Raw genomic sequence first — 17,896 nt, 5'->3', positions numbered from 1 at the left:
GGCAAAGATTGGTCACCAGCAATCAACACCCGTTGTTATGAAATGAAAAGAGGTTAAAGATTATCTAAAAATCTTTAACCTCTCATCAATAATATTATTCTTCGTCTAACTTAAATTTAGCCAGGTTCATACCAAAAGATAAGCCTTTTGATTTAACCAGGTCCTGAATTTCGGTTAATGATTTCTTACCGAAGTTCCTGAATTTAAGCATATCTGCAACATCGTAAGAAACTAAATCGGCCAGGCTACGGATATCTGCAGCTTTTAAGCAATTCAAAGCACGTACGCTCAGGTCCAGGTCAACCAATTCGGTCTTAAGGATTTTACGCATGTGAAGGATTTCTTCGTCAACTTCTTTAGTTTCTTCTTTAGCCTGTGCTTCAAGCATCATATTCTCATCAGAGAACAGCATAAAGTGCTGGATAAGGATCTTGGCAGCTTGCTTTAAAGCATCTTCCGGGTGGATAGAACCATCGGTAGATATATCAAGAATCAGTTTTTCATAATCCGTTTTCTGCTCTACACGGTAATTTTCAAGCGTGTATTTAACGTTCTTTATTGGGGTGAAGATAGAATCGATAGCTATCACACCTACGTTTGCATCAGGATTTTTGTTTTCCTCGTTAGAGATGTAACCGCGGCCCTTAGCAACAGTAAGCTCAACTTCCAACGTTACCGACGAATCCATGTTACAGATAACAAGATCAGGGTTCAGTATGGTAAAGTTGTTAGAAAACTTAGTAACATCGCCTGCTTTAAAAGCATCCTGGCCGTTAATGATCACAAATATCTTCTCATTATCGCCCGATTCGCCTGTTTTCTTGAAACGTACCTGTTTCAGGTTCAGGATTATCTCGGTAACATCTTCAACCACGCCTTTGATGGTTGAGAACTCATGCATTACGCCAGAGATACGTACTGATGTAATAGCATAACCTTCTAATGAAGAAAGTAAGATACGACGCAGAGCATTACCAATGGTTACACCGAAGCCTGGTTCTAACGGACGAAACTCAAACGTGCCATCAAAATCATTTGATTTCTGCATGATAACCTTGTCTGGTTTTTGAAATGCTAAAATTGCCATTTATATCTTGGGTTTATTGTTTGTTTGATAATAGATTTGAGATGTGAGATATGAGATGTGAGGATAAAACCGCACCCTCAACATATCCTGTAATCCAAACCGCCTATAATAGTAAATGTTATAAACTAAAAATTGAGATATGGGATTTGCGAACCTAATCTCAAATCTCATATCTCCAATCTCATATCTAATTCTTATTTTGAGTACAACTCCACAATAAGGTTTTCCTTAATGTTTTCAGGTATCTCATCGCGGTTAGGGTAGTTTAAGAACTTACCTGTTAATTCGGCAGCGTTCCACTCCAACCAGCTGTATTTATTGATCTTGCGGCCGGCAACCGAAGTGGTTATGGCTTCAAGAGATTTTGATTTCTCACGTACGGCTACTACATCACCTGCTTTTAACTGGTAGGATGCGATATTTACAACGCTACCGTTTACAGTAATGTGTTTGTGGCCAACCAACTGGCGTGCGCCAGAACGTGTAGGGGCTATACCTAAGCGGTAAACTGCGTTATCTAAACGTGCTTCTAAGAATTTCAACAAGTTTTCACCTGTGATGCCTTCTTTAGCTGATGCAGTGTGGAACAAGTTCTCGAACTGACGCTCTAATACACCGTAAGTGTATTTAACTTTCTGTTTTTCCATCAACTGTACTGCGTACTCAGATTGCTTTCCTCTTCTTTTAGAAGCACCGTGCATACCTGGACCGTAGTTTTTTCTTTCCAACGCTTTGTCCGGACCGAAGATTGGCTCGCGGAACCTACGTGCGATTTTTGATTTTGGGCCTGTATATCTTGCCATTATTTGTGTGTTTTAAAGTATCGTGCAACCTGTAGCTGCCGAATCTTAGCTTTAAAAATTAGTGAATTAAACTCGTCTGCGTTTTGATGGGCGGCAACCGTTGTGCGGAAGCGGTGTAATATCTCTGATGGTAGTAACCTCGATACCTGTAGTTTGCAAGGTACGGATAGCGCTTTCGCGGCCAGAACCCGGGCCTTTTACAAATACCTCTACTTTACGCAAGCCTAAATCATAAGCTACTTTACCGCAATCGGCAGCAGCCTGACCGGCAGCGTAAGGGGTGTTCTTTTTAGAACCCTTGAAACCCATTTTACCTGCCGAAGACCATGAAATAGCCTGGCCGGTTTTGTTGGTAAGGGTAATGATAATGTTGTTGAAAGTTGCATTGATGTGTGCTTCGCCAACAGACTCAACAATAACAATGCGTTTTTTGGTTACTTTTTTAGCTTTAGCCATTTTCTTAATTATTGAGTTAGTGAATTACTGAATTAGTGATTTCTAATTCGGACCCATTAACCGTTTGTTATAATTCTATATTCCTAATGACTTTTAAATAAAGCAGCTTTTAACTAACCTCTACTCTACGGTCACTAATCACTTACTATTTAGTAGCTTTCTTTTTGTTAGCAACTGTTTTACGTTTACCTTTACGGGTACGTGAGTTGTTTTTAGTGCGTTGGCCACGTAATGGTAAACCTTTACGATGACGGGTACCACGGTAGCAACCGATATCCATTAAACGTTTGATGTTCAACTGAACTTCTGAACGAAGGGAGCCCTCTACCTTTATCTGATCGTTGATGATGGTACGGATGGCAGTTAACTGCTCATCATTCCATTCCTGAACTTTAACGCTCTCATCAATACCTGCTTGTTTCAAAATTTCCGCTGCAGTAGAGCGTCCTATTCCGTAGATGTAAGTTAAACCTATTACACCTCTTTTGTTTTTTGGTAAATCAATACCTGAAATCCTTGCCATGTTTGTTGTTTTGTTTTACGTAATACCGAACGGCGGGCCACCGTTGTACGGACTATTACACTTTGTCTTTAATTATCCCTGACGCTGTTTGTATTTAGGATTCTTTTTGTTTATCACATAAAGTTTCCCGTTACGGCGGATGATTTTGCAATCAGCGCTGCGTTTTTTAATGGATGCTCTAACTTTCATCTCGTTTGTTATTTATATCTGTAGGTTATTCTTCCTTTTGTTAAATCATACGGGCTCATTTCCAGTTTTACCCTGTCGCCAGGAAGGATTTTGATGTAGTGCATACGCATTTTGCCCGATATATGCGCAATAATCTCGTGGCCGTTTTCCAGTTCAACTCTAAACATCGCATTAGATAATGCTTCGCGAATTGTACCATCTTGCTCAATCGAGGATTGTTTTGCCATATTTTACTGATTATTACTTAATTATCTGCCCCCAAAACGGGATGCAAAATTAATAAAAATATTTTAATTATTATTTTTATTTTTCAAAACTTCGTCAATGTACGAAAACGTCGATAAAACGTCTGGTTGTCCTTTTTTTACAGCCACCGTATGCTCGTAATGTGCAGAAGGTTTCTTGTCGCTGGTTGAGACGGTCCACCCATCGTCCCAAAACTTAACGCCTGCACGGCCTGCGTTAATCATTGGCTCAATAGCAATCACCATCCCCTCTTCCAGTTTTATGCCCGAACCGCGTTTGCCGTAATTAGGAACCTCAGGCTTCTCGTGCAGGCGCGTGCCTACACCGTGACCAACCAGTTCACGTACTACACCAAATCCGTTCTTCTCGGCGTGCTCTTGCACTGCGTGGCCTATATCGCCTATACGCATGCCTGCCACAGCCTTAGCTACGCCCAAATCTAAACACTCGCGGGTTACGCGCATCAGTTTTTGCGTTTTCTCGTCAACGTCACCAATGGCGAATGTAAACGCCGAATCGCCGTAGTATTTATTCAATATCACACCGCAATCAACTGATACCAGATCTCCCTCAACCAAAGGTTTTTTTCCGGGGAAGCCATGTACCACCTGATCGTTAAGCGAAATACATAAAGAATAGGGGAAACCGTTATAGTTTAAAAATGCCGGAACCCCTCCGTTGTCACGGATAAAGGTTTCGGCAAGTTTATTTAATTCGAGGGTTGTAACACCGGGACCTATAACCTTAGCTATTTCGCCGTGTGTTTTAGAAACAAGTAACGAACTTTCTCTTATCAGCTCTATTTGTTCAACAGACTTATAAATGATTTTCGACATCCTTTATATTAGATAGCAGTGGGCGTTGTACCGGCAGCTGTAGGCACACCAGAGCGGCCTTTGATCCTGCCTGTCTTCATTAACCCATCGTAATGACGCATCAACAAATGGCTTTCAATCTGCTGTAAAGTATCTAACACAACACCTACAAGGATAATGAGCGATGTACCGCCAAAGAACCTGGCAAACAAGCTGCTTACGCCTACCATACTAGCCAGCGACGGTATAACCGCTACGATAGCCAAAAATATAGAGCCGGGCAACGTTATCTTGGATATAACCTCATCTATGAAAGTTGTGGTAGCATTGCCTGGTGCAACACCTGGTATAAAGCCACCATTCTTTTTCATATCATCGCTCATTTGCTTAGGGTTAACCGTAATAGCTGTATAGAAATACGTGAACAAGATAATCAGTATTGCAAATACAACGTTATGCTCCCAAGAGTTGATATTAGATAATGCTATCAATATACCGTTTGATGCCGCGTTAGGGAAAAACTGCGCTACTGTAGCCGGGATAAACATCAATGCCTGAGCAAAAATGATTGGCATTACGCCAGCAGCATTTACCTTTAAAGGTATATACTGGCGTACGCCGCCGTACTGTTTGTTGCCTACTATACGTTTTGCGTATTGCACTGCAATTTTACGTGTACCCTGTACGATAAGGATAGTAAACATCACCACACCCAACAGCGCCACAATTTCTACGATGAATGTTATCAAACCACCCGGTCCGCCTGTACGCGACTGGAATTCGGTAGCGAAAGCTGCGGGCAGCTGCGCTATGATACCCGTCATAATGATGAGCGAAATACCGTTACCTATACCTTTATCAGTGATTTTTTCGCCCAACCACATTACGAATAACGTTCCTGCGGTAAGCACGAATGTATTCAATACGATAAAGTATGGGTTGCCTATCAGCATAGCTTCAGGGCTCACCTGCGATTTCAGATACCCTATAGCCTGCAAAGCAGTAATGGCTATAGTTAGGTAACGTGTCATCTGGTTTAGTTTGTTGCGACCGCTTTCACCCTCTTTTTGCATTTTGGTAACGGCAGGCACAGCTATACCTAAAAGTTGCACCACGATAGAGGCCGAAATGTAAGGCATTACGCCCAACGCAAAGATAGACGAACGTGAGAACGAACCTCCTGCAAACATATTTAGCAAGCCTACAAGGCCTTCTTTTGCTTTAGCAGTATCAAGCGTTGCAGCATTTACGCCAGGCAACACTATAAACGAACCAATACGATATATTAAAAGAAATAAGAGTGTGTTGGTTATACGCACTCTTAAGTCCTCAATTTTCCAGATATTGGATAATGTGGTGAAAAATTTCTTCATCGAAAATTATAACTTTACAATGGTTCCGCCGGCTGCTTCGATAGCTTTCTGCGCAGTAGCAGTAAATGCATGTGCTGTAACTTCTAACTTGGCTTTCAGTTCGCCACGGCCTAAGATCTTGATCAGGTCGTTACGTGATGCCAAACCGTGTTCTTTTAATACATCGAAGTTAACTGTTGATAACGAATATTTTTCAGTTAACGCTTGCAATACATCAAGGTTTACACCAACATACTCTACACGGTTAGGGTTTTTAAAACCAACCTTAGGTACACGGCGCTGCAATGGCATCTGGCCACCTTCGAAACCTACCTTGGTAGATGTTCCCGAACGTGAACCCGCACCTTTGTGACCACGGGTTGATGTACCACCACGGCCACTACCTGTACCACGGCCAATTCTTTTTCTATTTTTAGTAGAACCTTCTGCAGGTTTAAGATTACTTAAATTCATGATATTAAATATTTTCTACCGCTACCAGGTGGTTTACTTTACGTACCATACCTATAATAGCTGCAGTGGCTTCAACTTCCACACTGTGGTTAATTTTTTTGAGGCCCAGGGCCTCAACAGTTTTTTTCTGGCGCTCGGTTCTGTCGATAACGCTCTTTATCTGTGTGATCTTAATTTTCGACATGGCTGATTATCCGTTAAATACTTTACCTAAACTGATACCGCGCTGTTGAGCCACTGTGTGCGCATCGCGTAATTGCGATAATGCAGATACAGTTGCTTTAACCACGTTGTGGGGGTTTGACGATCCTTTTGATTTTGCCAATACGTTGTGTACACCGGCACTCTCTAACACAGCACGCATCGCGCCACCTGCTATAACGCCGGTACCGTTTGCTGCTGGTTTGATGTAAACGAAACCACCGCTGAATTTACCTATCTGATCGTGAGGGATAGTGTTGTTAATAATTGGAACCTTAACCAGGTTCTTCTTAGCATCATCTATACCTTTGGCAATTGCTTCAGTAACCTCTTTTGCTTTACCCAAACCGTAACCTACAACACCATTTTCATCGCCTACCACTACGATAGCAGAAAAGCTGAATGTACGGCCACCTTTGGTTACTTTGGCTACACGTTGTATGCTTACCAGGCGATCTTTTAATTCGATCTCGCTGGTTTTTACTCTTTTTATGTTAATTGTTGACATTTCCTGTTTCGATTAAAAGTTTAAACCACCTTCACGTGCACCTTCAGCCAGTGATTTAACACGGCCGTGGTACAAATAACCATTCCTGTCAAACACTACATCTACTATACCTGCAGCGATAGCTTTCTCAGCTACCAGTTTACCTACAGCTACAGATTGATCTGACTTAGTAGAGCCGCTTGCAACAAAATCTTTTGACAATGATGATGCTGATACTAAGGTTTTGCCACTAACGTCGTCAATAATTTGAGCGTAGATGCCTTTATTGCTTCTGAAAACAGATAAGCGAGGGCGTGCTGTTGATCCTGAAAGGCGTTTACGTATGCCTTTTTTAATCCTGTCTCTTCTTGATAATTTCATGGCGCTTATTTTTTAGATGCTGATTTACCTGCTTTTCTTCTCAATACTTCGCCAACAAACTTGATACCTTTACCTTTGTAAGGCTCTGGCGTACGTAACGAGCGAATCTTCGCTGCTACCTGGCCAATCAATTGTTTATCGTTAGATTCCAGGATGATGGTTGGGTTTTTACCCTTATCAGCAGTGGTTGTAACTTTAATTTCTTTCGGCAATTCAAATACGTAGTGGTGAGAATAACCCAGCACCAAATCTAAAGTGTTGCCTGTGTTTGTTGCACGGTAACCCACACCTACTAATTCTTGTTGAATTTTGTAGCCTTCGGTTACACCAACAACCATGTTGTTTAACAACGAGCGGTACAAACCGTGTAACGCTTTGTGGCGTTTCTGGTCCGAAGGGCGTTTAACCAATAACTGGTCGCCTTCTTGCTCAATGATGATATCTCTATCAACTGCCTGTTGCAATTCGCCTTTAGGGCCTTTTACGGTAACTACATTTTCTGCAGATACAGTAACAGTTACGCCGGCGGTTATTGCTATAGGTGCTTTTCCTATTCTTGACATTGCTTAATTTCCTCCTATTAATATACGTAGCATAAAACTTCGCCACCCACGTTTTGGGTACGAGCTTCTTTATCGGTCATTACACCTTTAGAAGTCGATAAGATGGCGATACCTAAACCATTTAATACACGCGGCAGGTTATCCATGCCGGCATATTTCCTCAAACCTGGTTTACTAATACGAGAAATGCTGCGTATAGCAGAAATCTTAGTTATCGGGTGGTACTTCAAAGCAACTTTGATGCTGCCTTGAGGGCCGTTATCCTCAAACTTAAAATTAGCAATGTAACCTTTTTCGAAAAGCACTTTAGTGATTTCCTTTTTCAGATTTGATGCAGGAATTTCAACAACCCTATGGTTGGCTTTAATAGCATTCCTTACTCTTGTAAGATAATCTGCGATTGGATCTGTATTCATTTTTATTGATTATGATGGTGGTTTCCTTCCCGTAACATCCGGGTCGACCTTCCATCGGTTAATTCGTTCTAAAATTCGAGCCGCAAAGGTACAAAAAAATTCAAAACATATTGTTGTATGTTTTGAATTTACCTTTGACTCGTAATTACCTGGTATTTACCAGCTTGCTTTCTTTACTCCCGGGATTTTTCCATCTAATGCCATCTCGCGGAATGTAACACGCGAAATACCAAACTGACGCATATAACCACGTGGGCGACCGGTTAGCTTGCAACGATTGTGCAATTTTACCGGTGATGATGCTTTAGGTAATTTATCTAAACCCTGAAAATCGCCGGCTGCTTTAAGTGCTGCTCTTTTTTCAGCATATTTTGCTACTAATTTAGCACGTTTTACTTCGCGTGCTTTAACGCCTTCTTTAGCCATTGTTGATTGGTGTTTGATTTTTAAATGGTAAACCAAATTGCTTTAGTAACTCTAATGCTTCAACATCGTTGGCAGCAGAGGTTACGAAGGTAATATCCATACCTTGTATCTTGTTGATCTTATCAATGTTTATCTCCGGGAAGATAATCTGCTCAGTGATACCTAAAGTATAGTTACCACGGCCATCGAAACCTTTATCGTTGATACCTTTGAAATCGCGGATACGTGGCAAGGCCACAGAGATCAAACGATCTAAAAACTCGTACATGGTGTTGTCGCGCAGGGTTACACGCACGCCAACAGGCATATTTTTACGTAATTTAAAGTTCGAGATATCTTTCTTTGATTTTGAAGATACTGCTTGCTGGCCAGTGATGGTAGTAAGTTCGGTGATGGTGTTCTCGATCAGTTTCTTATCGGTAGTAGCACCGCCAACGCCTTGGTTAATTGCTATTTTAAGCAACTTAGGCACTTGCATTACGCTTTTGTACTGAAATTTCTCTTTCAGCGCAACGCGAACATCGTCCTTATATTTGGTTTTTAACCTTGGTACGTAAGTCATTATTTAATTTCCTCCCCTGATTTTTTAGAAACCCTAACCAGTTTGCCGGCATCGTTCAATTTACGGCCAACACGGGTAGTTTTTCCGGTTTTTGGTTCAACCAGCGCCAGGTTCGAAATATGGATAGCAGCTTCCTGCTTCAATATACCGCCATTAGGGTTGGCTGCATTAGGCTTGGTGTGTTTAGATACCATATTGGCACCTTCTACAATAGCCCTGTTTTTGTCAATTATTACTTCAACTATCTTACCTTGCGTGCCTTTAGAGTCGCCGGCAATAACCTTTACTAAATCACCCTTGCGGATTTTCAATTTAGCCGGTTTTGTTACTTTCTTTTCCATATTATAATACCTCCGGTGCTAATGATACAATTTTCATAAATTGTTTTTCACGCAGTTCCCTGGCAACTGGGCCAAAGATACGTGTGCCCCTTGGCTCATCCTGGTTGTTTAATAACACGGCTGCGTTATCGTCGAAACGGATGTATGAACCATCTTTCCTGCGGATCTCTTTCTTGGTTCTTACCACTACGGCTTTAGATACGGTACCTTTTTTAACGTTACCCGATGGGATAGCGCTTTTTACGGTCACTACGATCTTATCACCGATAGAAGCGTATCTTTTACCTGTACCGCCCAATACGCGTATCACTAAAACTTCTTTAGCTCCGCTGTTATCGGCTACATTTAATCTTGATTCCTGCTGTACCATGTTATTTAGCCCTTTCTAAAATTTGAACTAATCTCCAGTTTTTGTTCTTACTCAGCGGACGAGTTTCCATAATCAATACGGTATCACCAACACCGCATGTGTTAGTTTCGTCATGAGCCATAAATTTGGTAGTTTTCTTTACGAACTTACCATAGATGGGGTGCTTCACCTTCCGCTCTACAGCAACTACAATAGATTTTTCCATCTTATTGCTTACTACCAGGCCGGTACGTGTTTTTCTTAAATTTCTTTCCATTGTTTTCCGACGCTTAAAATTAATTAGAAGCCGACGCAGCTTTACGCTTTGTTATTTCAGTGTTTAAACGAGCAATCTCCTTGCGCACTTTAGTAATGCGGGTTGGATTTTCGATAGCCGAAACCGCGTGAGCAAATTTCAGTTTAGTCAGTTGACTTTTTTCCTCGCCGAGCTTCGCCGCTAATTCTTCGGTAGTAAGCCCTATAATTTCTGAGTTCTTCATTTTCTTATTGTTTGTTGTAATGTTGGAATGTATTAATGTTGTAATGTTTCTTTTTGGGTTGAAAAGTCATCTCAACTTTGCAACATTCAACCTTACAACCTTTCAACTCCGCGTTTATGCCTCTACGTAATCCCTACGTGTTACAAATCTGGTTTGCACCGGTAATTTCTGTGCAGCTAGGCGCAAGGCCTCTTTGGCAACCTCCAAGGGTACACCTTCTGCTTCAAATATCATCCTGCCCGGGCGTACAACTGCTACCCAATACTCGGGAGCACCTTTACCTTTACCCATACGTACCTCTGCTGGTTTCTTGGTTACAGGCTTATCAGGAAATATCCTGATCCACACCTGGCCTTCACGTTTCATGAAACGTGTTACAGCGATACGTGCAGACTCGATCTGACGGCTGGTAATCCAGGCTGCTTCGAGTGATTTTATACCGAAAGATCCGAATGAAAGCTCGGTGCCACGACTGGCTAACCCTTTCATCCTGCCTTTTTGCATCTTTCTGAACTTCGTTCTTTTTGGCTGTAGCATTTTATTAAGCTTTTATATCCGTCACGGATATGTCTTTTCTAACCTTATTGTTAATATTATCTCCTTGGGCCACCGGGACGGTTACCACCACCCTGGCCACCACCTGGGCGGTTGTTACCACCCTGGCCGCCACCGCCTCTGCGGTCGCCACCCGGGCCTGGTTTACGATCGCCACGGCGTTCGCCACCACGTTCGCCACCTCTTGCACCGTCACGGCCACCGAAACCGGCTGCGCCTTCTGGCCTGCCACCTTTACCGCTTGCGCTGCTTGTGCCACCAATGTTTGGAGACAGATCGCGTTTGCCGTAAACTTCGCCTTTGCAAATCCAAACCTTAACACCTATTTTACCATAAGTAGTTAATGCTTCTGCTAAAGCGTAATCGATATCGGCACGGAAAGTGTGCAATGGTATGCGTCCTTCTTTGTACTGCTCGGTACGAGCCATTTCGGCACCGCCTAAACGGCCGCTGGTCATTACTTTGATGCCTTCGGCACCCATCCTCATGGTAGATGCGATGGTAGTTTTCATGGCACGGCGGAAAGAGATACGTGCTTCAAGTTGTTTAGCAATACCTTCGGCAACTAACTGGGCATCAAGCTCAGGGCGTTTTATTTCGAAGATGTTGATCTGAACATCTTTTTTGGTTAATTTCTTTAGCTCTTCTTTGATTTTATCAACCTCAGCGCCGCCTTTACCAATCACAATACCCGGACGGGCGGTGTGGATAGTTACAGTGATGCGTTTTAAAGTACGTTCTATAACAACTTTAGATACACCACCTTTATTGATACGAGCTGATAAGTATTTGCGGATCTTTTCGTCTTCAACTAATTTGTCGGCATAGTGATTTCCACCGAACCAATTAGAATCCCAACCGCGGATGATCCCTAACCTGTTACCTATTGGATGTGCTTTTTGTCCCATTTCAAATTAGTTGTTATCGTTTTTACTATCCACAATCAGTGTTACATGGTTAGAGCGTTTGCGTATGCGGTAACCCCTTCCTTGCGGAGCCGGGCGTAACCTTTTAAGCTGACGGCCACCACCTACTGATACCTCTTTCACAAACAGGTTGCTATCTTCAATACGTTTGTCTTCGTTTTTTGCTTCCCAGTTTTTGATGGCTGATAACAAAAGCTTCTCTACACGTATAGCTGCTTCTTTATTAGTGAATTTTAAGATGTTTAAAGCCTTGCTAACTTCAACACCACGTATCAGGTCAACCACCAAACGCATTTTGCGCGGTGAAGTTGGGCAGTTCTGTAACTTGGCAATAGACGAGCCACCCACAACGAGTTTCGCAGCTTCCTTTTGTTGCCTGATCTGTACAGACCTTTTAATTTTTGTTGTTGCTTCCATTGCCTGTTATTTTTTCTTTTCTGCGTGACCGCGGAATGTGCGGGTTGGAGCAAATTCGCCCAACTTGTGACCAACCATGTTTTCTGTTACGTACACAGGGATAAATTTATTACCGTTGTGTACTGCGAATGTATGACCAACGAAATCAGGAGAGATCATGCTACGGCGCGACCATGTTTTAACAACTGATTTTTTACTAGAATCATTCAAGGTAAGAACTTTTCTTTCCAGGTTATGATCTATGTAAGGTCCTTTTTTAATTGAACGTGCCATTATTATTTCTTCCTTCTTTCAATGATATAACGATCAGACCCTTTTTTCTTGTCACGAGTTTTGTAGCCCTTAGCTAACAAACCTTTACGTGAACGTGGATGGCCACCCGAAGCACGGCCTTCACCACCACCCATAGGGTGATCTACCGGGTTCATGGCAACACCACGAACGCGAGGACGACGACCTAACCAACGTTTGCGACCGGCTTTACCTAATACGGCGTTAGCCCTTTCGGCATTCGAAACCGAGCCTATAGTTGCTAGACAGGTAGCCAGTATCATGCGGGTTTCGCCAGAAGGCAATTTGATAATGGCGTATTTACCATCACGTGCAGATAACTGTGCGTAGGTACCTGCACTGCGTGCTATGATACCACCCTGACCAGGGTTAAGCTCGATGTTATGGATAATAGAACCTAAAGGGATGTTCTTAAGGGGCATAGTGTTGCCAACCTCAGGAGCAGCGCCTTCGCCAGATACAACAGTTTGTCCAACTGTTAAACCTGTAGGGGCTATCATGTATCGTTTCTCGCCATCAACAAAGTGTAGCAAAGCTATACGTGCTGAACGGTTTGGATCGTATTCAATTGTTGCAACTTTTGCAGGGATGTTAAACTTGTTACGTTTAAAATCAATTAACCTGTATGCTTGCTTGTGACCACCGCCTAAATAGCGCATGGTCATTTTACCATCGTGGTTACGGCCGCCTGACCTTGTATTTACTGATACAACCAATGACTTTTCAGGAACATTTGTTGTAATATCTGAGTTAGATACATCAACTCTGAAGCGGGTACCCGGCGTAACCGGTTTAAATCTCTTTACTGCCATCTTCTTATTATATATTGCTGTAAAAATCTATTGTTTCACCATCTTTCAGCGTAATGATGGCTTTTTTGTAAGTAGCGGCGCGGCCAGATACTGCACCTGCTTTTGTGTTGCGGGTTTTGAGTTTGCCTGCGTATTTCATTGTGTTAACTGCTGTAACGTTAACACCATACATAGCCTCAATAGCGCCTTTGATCTGAATTTTGTTGGCCCTGGGATCAACCTTGAAAGCGTAGCGGTTAAGCTTCTCAGTTAATTGAGCAACCTTTTCAGTAAGTAAGGGTTTCTTTAAAATTTCCATAATTACTTAGCTAATGCTTCCTCCAAAGTTTTAACAGCACCTGTAGTAAGGATAAGTTTTCCGGCGTTCAACACATCGTAAGTGTTAATATCGGTAACGTTTATTACCTTAGTCTTCTTCAGATTCCTGCTTGATAAATACACATTGTTATTTTCCACACCTGCAAGTACCAATAACGTCTTATCGTTAGTTACATTCAGGTCGGCTTCCATTTGGATATAAGTTTTGGTTTTGATAGCATCGAAGTTGAAATCTTCCAATACCAAAATATTGTTATCCTTTGCTTTGTATGATAAGGCAGAGTTACGTGCTAATGATTTAAGCTTTTTGTTCAGCTTAAAGCTATAGTCGCGTGGCTGCGGACCGAAAACACGGCCACCACCATTAAACAATGGCGATTTGATGCTACCGGCACGGGCGCCGCCTGTACCTTTTTGTTTATGTAATTTGCGGGTACTACCTGCAATTTCATTACGTTGTTTTGATTTGTGTGTACCCTGGCGCTGGTTAGCTAAGAACTGCTTTACATCTAAGTAAATAGCATGATCGTTGGGCTCTACACCGAATACGGATTCAGGCAGTTGCACCTTGGCACCTGTTTCTTTACCTGATAGATTTAATACGTTGATTTCCATCTTATTTATCCAATATTACGAATGAACCCTTAGCTCCTGGGATGGAACCCTTAACTACGATTAGGTTTTGCTCGCTAAATACTTTAACAACCTGAAGGTTTTGTACTTTAACACGAACGTTACCCATTTGACCAGCCATACGCATACCTTTAAATACACGTGAAGGCCAAGAAGAAGCTCCTAATGAACCTGGTGCACGTAAACGATTGTGCTGACCGTGAGTTTGCATACCCACACCACCAAAACCGTGACGTTTTACCACACCCTGGAAACCTTTACCTTTTGAAGTACCAACCACATCAACAAAATCACCGATTTCAAAAATATCTACGGTAACAGTGTCACCAAGAGCTTTTTCATCCGTGAAAGTTTTGAATTCTACAAGCTTACGCTTAGGAGTGGTGCCGGCTTTTTCAAAATGGCCTTTTAGAGGTGCGGAGGTGTTTTTCTCCTTCTTTTCGCCATACGCTAACTGAACAGCAGCGTATCCGTCTGTATCTACAGACCTGACCTGAGTTACTACGCAAGGGCCAGCTTCGATTACAGTGCAGGGGATATTTTTCCCTGTTTCATCGAAAATGCTGGTCATTCCTACTTTTTTACCAATTATTCCTGACATTTTCTTTATTTTATTAGTGCCCATCGAAGCAGTAGGGCTTCGTTCAAGGCATATGATTTCCCCTTAAGGGACGGCAAAGATAGGAATTTTGTATTAATTGTCAAATACTTAGCAAGTTATTTTTAAATAATTATTTGCTTGGTAAAAACGAGGTTGGCCTGGTGGCAAAACGGGCTGTTTTATAAGCGTTTATTTTGTGTATATTTGATATTATAGGCTATAAAACCGTTTTATTATGTTAAAAATAGATAGGATAACGAGCAACCCTAACGTGATGAATGGTAAAGCATGCATCAGGGGGCTGCGTATTACAGTGTCGTTAGTGCTAAATCTTATTGCAAATGGGATGCAAAAAGCGGAAATTATCGATGAATATCCTCACTTAGAGCCAGAAGATATTGACCAGTGCTTGCAGTATGAAGATTACCACTTATAACAAGATTCCATTTATTGCATGAATTGGAATTATTTGATATTTTTTATCCTTTCCAGTATCTGCTCATCGGCTATGGTGCTCAAATCAGATTTATCGTATATCGCCAATAGATATATTTCTTCGTCAACAAATCTCACGTAAGTTATTACTCTTGCGCCGCCGGATTTGCCTTTGTTTTTAGATGAAATGCTCATTCGAATTTTATAGCAGCTATTTCCTATCGATTCACCTGCTTGCGGATTATCGTTTAAACCGATAATTATTTTTTCTAAATCAGCTTTTAACTATGGGTGTCTTTTGAGAAGCTTTTTAAACTCTCGTTTAAAGAATGTGGTGAAAATTATACTATAGTTCATCCAACAGCTCTTCTACCGTTTTACGTTTGACTACACCCTTTGGATGGTTGTTCACAAAATCAACAGCTTCATCAAGACCTTAAAAATTCCTTTTCTTTGCGGGATAATTTCGTCTTACCATTTTTTGATTCGGCATCTGTAGCTACAACCTTTCCTCCTAGCTGCTCTACAAGGTCGGTAATCGTTTTGCCTGCCCGTTCCGAAATTTCTATTGTAAGCGTTGTCATGATAACAAAATAAACATTTCCGCTAAATTAAATGAGTTGAGATTTTTACCTTTATCATTATGAAACGCCTTTACACCTTATCCGCTTTCTTATTCCTTACAGGTTTATCATTTGCTCAAACTGTTCCGGATTCGACCAAAAAAAAACAATCCGCAACCGACCATCCGGCTGGCGAAAGGAAAGATTTTGACGCTCTAGAGCATCCACCCGAATATCCGGGAGGCGTCCCCGCGTTCAGCAGTTATATCAGCAGCACGCTTAAATACCCTGAGGTAGCCCGATTGATAGGTATAGATGGGAGATTGGTGGTCACTTTCATTATTGAAAGGGATGGCAAGGTAACGAACGTTACCCCTGTGAATTGCATCGGTGCAGGCTGTGAGGCCGAAGCGGTGCGTGTTCTCCAGGGATCTAAACCTTGGACACCCGGTGTCCAAAACGGCAGGCCGGTAAGGGTTCAATATTCGGTACCTATCAGTTTTTCTGTAGACAAAGGTAAAGTGAGCATGAAAGAGCTCAGGGCCTCCAAATATGGCTTCGTGTTCAATATTAAAGAAAGGCTCTACACGATTGACGAGGCGCAAGAGATTCTTGGTGGGTCCTTCCAGTCCGGAGACGTGAAAATAGCCGAGCCTTTTTATAACGAAGGCAACAATCCCAGGTTTTTGATGCCTGATAAAAACGAAGTTTATCTAGTGAAGATGAAAGACTAACCTAAACTTATTTAACAATATCAACATGAACAACGACCAACCTAATAACAATGACCTCAATAACGAGGAAGAAAGCCTCCGCATGGAAAATGAATTCCTTCACCTGAAACTGAAGGCAGAATATGGTGCCGATTCTTTCAGCAGCGGCAACCTCGACCCTGAATTAGAAAACATGTTCCTGAAAAACATTATGGCCTTCGAGAACAGTTATGCGGCAAACAAGCGCGCAACCGTCTTCGAGATATTGGGTCGCCCCAATTTTAAGCGGGCCGATGAACTGAACGACACGGACCTGGACGATGCGTTAGAAGTAGTAAATGCGCTATTGCTTTCAAAAAACATGGTGGTTGATTTTAGCGGAGCGTATGAAAACCGTATCAAATACACGTTTATAGTAGAGGAGCTATTTGGTAAGGAAACCGATGACATGCAGGTGCCGGGCATGATAAGCCATTTTCACTACGAAGAGTATCATCCTAATCACCAACTGGATATTGCAGCTCGCGCCGAAGAATTCATAAACGGTTGGTTTAAACGCGATTTAAAAGGCGCCTGGTGCCTCGCAGATGAATTCGTTTTGGCTGGCGACATTGCTATAAATAAAGAAGCGCTATCGGAAAGGCTTAAAAGCATATTCGACTCGTATACAGCATTTACCAATGCTGATTATACCATTGCCAAAATCGATTTTGAATTTAAGACCGAAACGGGCATGGGCTACGCCGAGGGTTTCGTAAAATATGATGCGGTTTTAGAAAATGGCGAACAAGTACTCATTAAAGGTCCGTTTAAGCTATATCTTTCTTGCGAGTATGGATGGTGGGCAATCTTCCACATCGTGTTCCCTGGCTTTAAGTAAGAGAGTTTTAATAATGATTGCGACATTGGATGATATAAAGTTTTTCATCCCGTATTTTATAAACAAGTCTATGTTCGTCTGTGATCCTGCGGCTCCAGCAGCCGGAAAGGTTGCCTTTTAACGGCTCTGGTTTACCGATACCTTTAAACGGAGATCTCAATGCATCGTTTATTAAAGCATTAATTCGTTCCAAAACCTTTATGTCTGTTTGCTGCCAATACAAATAATCGCCCCAGGCATGGGATTGCCATAGCAATTCGAGCTTCATTCGGTAATCAGATCGTGCGTGAAGGAGCGTCCGCTATCCATTTCATCTAAAGCTTCCTGCAAACGTTTCCTATTAACTTCACTTTTTGTTAAGTGTAGCGTTTCCATAATAGAATTATATTCATCAAGATCCATTACTACAACGTTCTTGCCTTTGCTTCTAGAAACAATAACGATTTCAGCATCCTCGTTTACCCTATCCAGATTTTTTTTTAAGTCCTTACGGAACTCAGTATAATTCAACACATCCATAAAAGAGTACTTATTTAAGTACAAAAATAAGAATTAATTTATAAAGTACGCGAACTAGGCTT

At 41.9% G+C, this 17,896-nt stretch carries 35 protein-coding genes; 3 read left to right on the top strand and 32 right to left on the bottom strand.

The window, feature by feature from the left end; all coding sequences use genetic code 11:
* Nucleotides 1-94: 94 nt before the first annotated feature.
* From E2R66_RS24270 to rplC, 28 genes are all read right to left on the bottom strand, one after another.
* Nucleotides 95-1,087 (bottom strand): DNA-directed RNA polymerase subunit alpha, encoded by a 993-nt coding sequence (locus E2R66_RS24270; protein ID WP_133235720.1) that lies wholly within the window; start codon nt 1,085-1,087, stop codon nt 95-97.
* Between the two features lie 194 nt (nt 1,088-1,281).
* Nucleotides 1,282-1,890 (bottom strand): 30S ribosomal protein S4, encoded by a 609-nt coding sequence (rpsD, locus tag E2R66_RS24265; RefSeq protein WP_133235722.1) that lies wholly within the window; start codon nt 1,888-1,890, stop codon nt 1,282-1,284.
* 66 nt (nt 1,891-1,956) lie between these two features.
* The gene (gene rpsK, locus E2R66_RS24260) at nt 1,957-2,346 is read right to left on the bottom strand and encodes a 30S ribosomal protein S11 (RefSeq protein ID WP_133235724.1); all 390 of its coding nucleotides are present in this window, start codon (nt 2,344-2,346) and stop codon (nt 1,957-1,959) included.
* Nucleotides 2,347-2,491: 145 nt separating this feature from the next.
* Nucleotides 2,492-2,869, bottom strand: a complete 378-nt coding sequence (rpsM, locus tag E2R66_RS24255) for a 30S ribosomal protein S13 (RefSeq protein ID WP_133235726.1) — start codon at nt 2,867-2,869, stop codon at nt 2,492-2,494.
* Between the two features lie 72 nt (nt 2,870-2,941).
* Nucleotides 2,942-3,058 (bottom strand): 50S ribosomal protein L36, encoded by a 117-nt coding sequence (gene rpmJ / locus E2R66_RS24250; protein WP_074487407.1) that lies wholly within the window; start codon nt 3,056-3,058, stop codon nt 2,942-2,944.
* Nucleotides 3,059-3,066: 8 nt separating this feature from the next.
* Nucleotides 3,067-3,285 carry a translation initiation factor IF-1 gene (infA, locus tag E2R66_RS24245; protein ID WP_022833270.1) on the bottom strand — a complete coding sequence of 73 codons (219 nt, stop codon included), beginning with the start codon at nt 3,283-3,285 and terminating at the stop codon, nt 3,067-3,069.
* A 63-nt stretch (nt 3,286-3,348) separates the two neighbouring features.
* Nucleotides 3,349-4,140 carry a type I methionyl aminopeptidase gene (map, locus tag E2R66_RS24240; protein ID WP_133235728.1) on the bottom strand — a complete coding sequence of 264 codons (792 nt, stop codon included), beginning with the start codon at nt 4,138-4,140 and terminating at the stop codon, nt 3,349-3,351.
* A gap of 8 nt (nt 4,141-4,148) precedes the next feature.
* The gene (gene secY / locus E2R66_RS24235; RefSeq protein ID WP_133235730.1) at nt 4,149-5,492 is read right to left on the bottom strand and encodes a preprotein translocase subunit SecY; all 1,344 of its coding nucleotides are present in this window, start codon (nt 5,490-5,492) and stop codon (nt 4,149-4,151) included.
* Nucleotides 5,493-5,498: 6 nt separating this feature from the next.
* The gene (rplO, locus tag E2R66_RS24230; protein ID WP_133235732.1) at nt 5,499-5,945 is read right to left on the bottom strand and encodes a 50S ribosomal protein L15; all 447 of its coding nucleotides are present in this window, start codon (nt 5,943-5,945) and stop codon (nt 5,499-5,501) included.
* Between the two features lie 4 nt (nt 5,946-5,949).
* Complete coding sequence (gene rpmD, locus E2R66_RS24225; protein ID WP_133235734.1) at nt 5,950-6,129, bottom strand: 50S ribosomal protein L30; 180 nt, start codon at nt 6,127-6,129, stop codon at nt 5,950-5,952.
* A gap of 6 nt (nt 6,130-6,135) precedes the next feature.
* Complete coding sequence (gene rpsE / locus E2R66_RS24220; RefSeq protein WP_133235736.1) at nt 6,136-6,654, bottom strand: 30S ribosomal protein S5; 519 nt, start codon at nt 6,652-6,654, stop codon at nt 6,136-6,138.
* Nucleotides 6,655-6,666: 12 nt separating this feature from the next.
* A complete protein-coding gene (gene rplR / locus E2R66_RS24215) occupies nt 6,667-7,014 on the bottom strand; it encodes a 50S ribosomal protein L18 (RefSeq protein WP_192902006.1) in 348 nt (115 codons plus the stop codon).
* A 5-nt stretch (nt 7,015-7,019) separates the two neighbouring features.
* Nucleotides 7,020-7,577, bottom strand: coding sequence for a 50S ribosomal protein L6 (rplF, locus tag E2R66_RS24210; protein WP_133235740.1), 558 nt, complete (start codon nt 7,575-7,577; stop codon nt 7,020-7,022).
* A gap of 17 nt (nt 7,578-7,594) precedes the next feature.
* Nucleotides 7,595-7,993 (bottom strand): 30S ribosomal protein S8, encoded by a 399-nt coding sequence (rpsH, locus tag E2R66_RS24205; RefSeq protein ID WP_133235742.1) that lies wholly within the window; start codon nt 7,991-7,993, stop codon nt 7,595-7,597.
* Between the two features lie 156 nt (nt 7,994-8,149).
* On the bottom strand, nt 8,150-8,419 hold the full coding sequence (gene rpsN / locus E2R66_RS24200; RefSeq protein ID WP_067190114.1) for a 30S ribosomal protein S14: 270 nt from the start codon (nt 8,417-8,419) through the stop codon (nt 8,150-8,152).
* Nucleotides 8,412-8,981 (bottom strand): 50S ribosomal protein L5, encoded by a 570-nt coding sequence (rplE, locus tag E2R66_RS24195; RefSeq protein WP_133235744.1) that lies wholly within the window; start codon nt 8,979-8,981, stop codon nt 8,412-8,414. Before rplE ends, rpsN begins: the two co-directional genes overlap by 8 nt.
* Nucleotides 8,981-9,322, bottom strand: a complete 342-nt coding sequence (rplX, locus tag E2R66_RS24190; protein ID WP_133235746.1) for a 50S ribosomal protein L24 — start codon at nt 9,320-9,322, stop codon at nt 8,981-8,983. The genes rplE and rplX overlap by 1 nt, the downstream gene beginning before the upstream one ends.
* A 1-nt stretch (nt 9,323) precedes the next feature.
* Nucleotides 9,324-9,692 carry a 50S ribosomal protein L14 gene (rplN, locus tag E2R66_RS24185; RefSeq protein ID WP_067059744.1) on the bottom strand — a complete coding sequence of 123 codons (369 nt, stop codon included), beginning with the start codon at nt 9,690-9,692 and terminating at the stop codon, nt 9,324-9,326.
* A 1-nt stretch (nt 9,693) separates the two neighbouring features.
* A complete protein-coding gene (rpsQ, locus tag E2R66_RS24180; protein WP_067059745.1) occupies nt 9,694-9,948 on the bottom strand; it encodes a 30S ribosomal protein S17 in 255 nt (84 codons plus the stop codon).
* A 19-nt stretch (nt 9,949-9,967) separates the two neighbouring features.
* Entirely contained in the window at nt 9,968-10,171 is a 204-nt protein-coding gene (gene rpmC / locus E2R66_RS24175) for a 50S ribosomal protein L29 (protein ID WP_133235748.1), read from the bottom strand.
* Nucleotides 10,172-10,285: 114 nt separating this feature from the next.
* A complete protein-coding gene (gene rplP / locus E2R66_RS24170) occupies nt 10,286-10,708 on the bottom strand; it encodes a 50S ribosomal protein L16 (protein ID WP_133235750.1) in 423 nt (140 codons plus the stop codon).
* Between the two features lie 56 nt (nt 10,709-10,764).
* Nucleotides 10,765-11,634 (bottom strand): 30S ribosomal protein S3, encoded by an 870-nt coding sequence (gene rpsC, locus E2R66_RS24165; protein ID WP_133235752.1) that lies wholly within the window; start codon nt 11,632-11,634, stop codon nt 10,765-10,767.
* Between the two features lie 6 nt (nt 11,635-11,640).
* Nucleotides 11,641-12,069 (bottom strand): 50S ribosomal protein L22, encoded by a 429-nt coding sequence (rplV, locus tag E2R66_RS24160; RefSeq protein ID WP_133235754.1) that lies wholly within the window; start codon nt 12,067-12,069, stop codon nt 11,641-11,643.
* 6 nt (nt 12,070-12,075) lie between these two features.
* Entirely contained in the window at nt 12,076-12,342 is a 267-nt protein-coding gene (rpsS, locus tag E2R66_RS24155) for a 30S ribosomal protein S19 (protein ID WP_133235756.1), read from the bottom strand.
* A gap of 2 nt (nt 12,343-12,344) precedes the next feature.
* Nucleotides 12,345-13,172: a 50S ribosomal protein L2 gene (gene rplB, locus E2R66_RS24150; protein WP_133235758.1), complete on the bottom strand. Its 828-nt coding sequence runs from the start codon at nt 13,170-13,172 to the stop codon at nt 12,345-12,347.
* A 7-nt stretch (nt 13,173-13,179) separates the two neighbouring features.
* Nucleotides 13,180-13,470, bottom strand: coding sequence for a 50S ribosomal protein L23 (gene rplW, locus E2R66_RS24145; protein WP_133235760.1), 291 nt, complete (start codon nt 13,468-13,470; stop codon nt 13,180-13,182).
* A 2-nt stretch (nt 13,471-13,472) separates the two neighbouring features.
* Complete coding sequence (rplD, locus tag E2R66_RS24140) at nt 13,473-14,105, bottom strand: 50S ribosomal protein L4 (RefSeq protein WP_133235762.1); 633 nt, start codon at nt 14,103-14,105, stop codon at nt 13,473-13,475.
* A 1-nt stretch (nt 14,106) separates the two neighbouring features.
* Nucleotides 14,107-14,724 (bottom strand): 50S ribosomal protein L3, encoded by a 618-nt coding sequence (gene rplC, locus E2R66_RS24135; RefSeq protein ID WP_133235764.1) that lies wholly within the window; start codon nt 14,722-14,724, stop codon nt 14,107-14,109.
* A 235-nt stretch (nt 14,725-14,959) separates the two neighbouring features.
* On the opposite strand from rplC, the gene E2R66_RS24130 reads away from it, so the two are divergent.
* Entirely contained in the window at nt 14,960-15,160 is a 201-nt protein-coding gene (locus E2R66_RS24130; RefSeq protein ID WP_192902005.1) for a DUF433 domain-containing protein, read from the top strand.
* 29 nt (nt 15,161-15,189) lie between these two features.
* On the opposite strand, the gene E2R66_RS28860 is transcribed toward E2R66_RS24130, so the two are convergent.
* Nucleotides 15,190-15,354: a hypothetical protein gene (locus E2R66_RS28860; RefSeq protein ID WP_204985986.1), complete on the bottom strand. Its 165-nt coding sequence runs from the start codon at nt 15,352-15,354 to the stop codon at nt 15,190-15,192.
* A 233-nt stretch (nt 15,355-15,587) separates the two neighbouring features.
* Nucleotides 15,588-15,743 carry a hypothetical protein gene (locus E2R66_RS28545; protein WP_158288498.1) on the bottom strand — a complete coding sequence of 52 codons (156 nt, stop codon included), beginning with the start codon at nt 15,741-15,743 and terminating at the stop codon, nt 15,588-15,590.
* A 59-nt stretch (nt 15,744-15,802) separates the two neighbouring features.
* On the opposite strand from E2R66_RS28545, the gene E2R66_RS24120 reads away from it, so the two are divergent.
* A complete protein-coding gene (locus E2R66_RS24120) occupies nt 15,803-16,456 on the top strand; it encodes an energy transducer TonB (RefSeq protein ID WP_133235768.1) in 654 nt (217 codons plus the stop codon).
* A 25-nt stretch (nt 16,457-16,481) separates the two neighbouring features.
* Nucleotides 16,482-17,315: a hypothetical protein gene (locus tag E2R66_RS24115; protein WP_133235770.1), complete on the top strand. Its 834-nt coding sequence runs from the start codon at nt 16,482-16,484 to the stop codon at nt 17,313-17,315.
* A 7-nt stretch (nt 17,316-17,322) separates the two neighbouring features.
* Here the strand turns inward: E2R66_RS24115 and E2R66_RS24110 are convergent, their stop codons facing one another.
* Complete coding sequence (locus tag E2R66_RS24110; RefSeq protein ID WP_133235772.1) at nt 17,323-17,583, bottom strand: Txe/YoeB family addiction module toxin; 261 nt, start codon at nt 17,581-17,583, stop codon at nt 17,323-17,325.
* Nucleotides 17,580-17,834: a type II toxin-antitoxin system Phd/YefM family antitoxin gene (locus E2R66_RS24105; protein ID WP_133235774.1), complete on the bottom strand. Its 255-nt coding sequence runs from the start codon at nt 17,832-17,834 to the stop codon at nt 17,580-17,582. The genes E2R66_RS24110 and E2R66_RS24105 overlap by 4 nt, the downstream gene beginning before the upstream one ends.
* Nucleotides 17,835-17,896 lie beyond the last annotated feature (62 nt).

This window comes from Mucilaginibacter psychrotolerans (genome assembly GCF_004519315.1).
In the GTDB taxonomy this organism is placed as follows: Bacteria; Bacteroidota; Bacteroidia; order Sphingobacteriales; family Sphingobacteriaceae; genus Mucilaginibacter; species Mucilaginibacter psychrotolerans.
Note: the sequence above shows the minus strand (reverse complement) of the source record. Positions and strands in the feature narration are given on the sequence as shown.

Excerpts from the sequence above, each read along its gene's own strand:
- rplW (WP_133235760.1), bottom strand. The coding sequence starts at position 13,470 with ATGGAAATTTTAAAGAAACCCTTACTTACTGAAAAGGTTGCTCAATTA.
- rpmJ (WP_074487407.1), bottom strand. The coding sequence starts at position 3,058 with ATGAAAGTTAGAGCATCCATTAAAAAACGCAGCGCTGATTGCAAAATC.
- secY (WP_133235730.1), bottom strand. The coding sequence starts at position 5,492 with ATGAAGAAATTTTTCACCACATTATCCAATATCTGGAAAATTGAGGAC.
- rpsQ (WP_067059745.1), bottom strand. The coding sequence starts at position 9,948 with ATGGAAAGAAATTTAAGAAAAACACGTACCGGCCTGGTAGTAAGCAAT.
- map (WP_133235728.1), bottom strand. The coding sequence starts at position 4,140 with ATGTCGAAAATCATTTATAAGTCTGTTGAACAAATAGAGCTGATAAGA.
- E2R66_RS24120 (WP_133235768.1), top strand. The coding sequence starts at position 15,803 with ATGAAACGCCTTTACACCTTATCCGCTTTCTTATTCCTTACAGGTTTA.
- rplV (WP_133235754.1), bottom strand. The coding sequence starts at position 12,069 with ATGGAAGCAACAACAAAAATTAAAAGGTCTGTACAGATCAGGCAACAA.
- rpsE (WP_133235736.1), bottom strand. The coding sequence starts at position 6,654 with ATGTCAACAATTAACATAAAAAGAGTAAAAACCAGCGAGATCGAATTA.
- rplF (WP_133235740.1), bottom strand. The coding sequence starts at position 7,577 with ATGTCAAGAATAGGAAAAGCACCTATAGCAATAACCGCCGGCGTAACT.
- rpsC (WP_133235752.1), bottom strand. The coding sequence starts at position 11,634 with ATGGGACAAAAAGCACATCCAATAGGTAACAGGTTAGGGATCATCCGC.
- rplE (WP_133235744.1), bottom strand. The coding sequence starts at position 8,981 with ATGACTTACGTACCAAGGTTAAAAACCAAATATAAGGACGATGTTCGC.
- rplN (WP_067059744.1), bottom strand. The coding sequence starts at position 9,692 with ATGGTACAGCAGGAATCAAGATTAAATGTAGCCGATAACAGCGGAGCT.
- E2R66_RS24105 (WP_133235774.1), bottom strand. The coding sequence starts at position 17,834 with ATGGATGTGTTGAATTATACTGAGTTCCGTAAGGACTTAAAAAAAAAT.
- E2R66_RS24270 (WP_133235720.1), bottom strand. The coding sequence starts at position 1,087 with ATGGCAATTTTAGCATTTCAAAAACCAGACAAGGTTATCATGCAGAAA.
- rpmC (WP_133235748.1), bottom strand. The coding sequence starts at position 10,171 with ATGAAGAACTCAGAAATTATAGGGCTTACTACCGAAGAATTAGCGGCG.
- rplO (WP_133235732.1), bottom strand. The coding sequence starts at position 5,945 with ATGAATTTAAGTAATCTTAAACCTGCAGAAGGTTCTACTAAAAATAGA.
- rplC (WP_133235764.1), bottom strand. The coding sequence starts at position 14,724 with ATGTCAGGAATAATTGGTAAAAAAGTAGGAATGACCAGCATTTTCGAT.
- rplP (WP_133235750.1), bottom strand. The coding sequence starts at position 10,708 with ATGCTACAGCCAAAAAGAACGAAGTTCAGAAAGATGCAAAAAGGCAGG.
- E2R66_RS24110 (WP_133235772.1), bottom strand. The coding sequence starts at position 17,583 with ATGAAGCTCGAATTGCTATGGCAATCCCATGCCTGGGGCGATTATTTG.
- rpsS (WP_133235756.1), bottom strand. The coding sequence starts at position 12,342 with ATGGCACGTTCAATTAAAAAAGGACCTTACATAGATCATAACCTGGAA.
- rpsK (WP_133235724.1), bottom strand. The coding sequence starts at position 2,346 with ATGGCTAAAGCTAAAAAAGTAACCAAAAAACGCATTGTTATTGTTGAG.
- E2R66_RS28545 (WP_158288498.1), bottom strand. The coding sequence starts at position 15,743 with ATGACAACGCTTACAATAGAAATTTCGGAACGGGCAGGCAAAACGATT.
- rplB (WP_133235758.1), bottom strand. The coding sequence starts at position 13,172 with ATGGCAGTAAAGAGATTTAAACCGGTTACGCCGGGTACCCGCTTCAGA.
- rplR (WP_192902006.1), bottom strand. The coding sequence starts at position 7,014 with ATGAAATTATCAAGAAGAGACAGGATTAAAAAAGGCATACGTAAACGC.
- infA (WP_022833270.1), bottom strand. The coding sequence starts at position 3,285 with ATGGCAAAACAATCCTCGATTGAGCAAGATGGTACAATTCGCGAAGCA.
- rpsN (WP_067190114.1), bottom strand. The coding sequence starts at position 8,419 with ATGGCTAAAGAAGGCGTTAAAGCACGCGAAGTAAAACGTGCTAAATTA.
- E2R66_RS28860 (WP_204985986.1), bottom strand. The coding sequence starts at position 15,354 with ATGAGCATTTCATCTAAAAACAAAGGCAAATCCGGCGGCGCAAGAGTA.
- rpsD (WP_133235722.1), bottom strand. The coding sequence starts at position 1,890 with ATGGCAAGATATACAGGCCCAAAATCAAAAATCGCACGTAGGTTCCGC.
- E2R66_RS24130 (WP_192902005.1), top strand. The coding sequence starts at position 14,960 with ATGTTAAAAATAGATAGGATAACGAGCAACCCTAACGTGATGAATGGT.
- rpmD (WP_133235734.1), bottom strand. The coding sequence starts at position 6,129 with ATGTCGAAAATTAAGATCACACAGATAAAGAGCGTTATCGACAGAACC.
- rpsH (WP_133235742.1), bottom strand. The coding sequence starts at position 7,993 with ATGAATACAGATCCAATCGCAGATTATCTTACAAGAGTAAGGAATGCT.
- rplD (WP_133235762.1), bottom strand. The coding sequence starts at position 14,105 with ATGGAAATCAACGTATTAAATCTATCAGGTAAAGAAACAGGTGCCAAG.
- rplX (WP_133235746.1), bottom strand. The coding sequence starts at position 9,322 with ATGGAAAAGAAAGTAACAAAACCGGCTAAATTGAAAATCCGCAAGGGT.
- E2R66_RS24115 (WP_133235770.1), top strand. The coding sequence starts at position 16,482 with ATGAACAACGACCAACCTAATAACAATGACCTCAATAACGAGGAAGAA.
- rpsM (WP_133235726.1), bottom strand. The coding sequence starts at position 2,869 with ATGGCAAGGATTTCAGGTATTGATTTACCAAAAAACAAAAGAGGTGTA.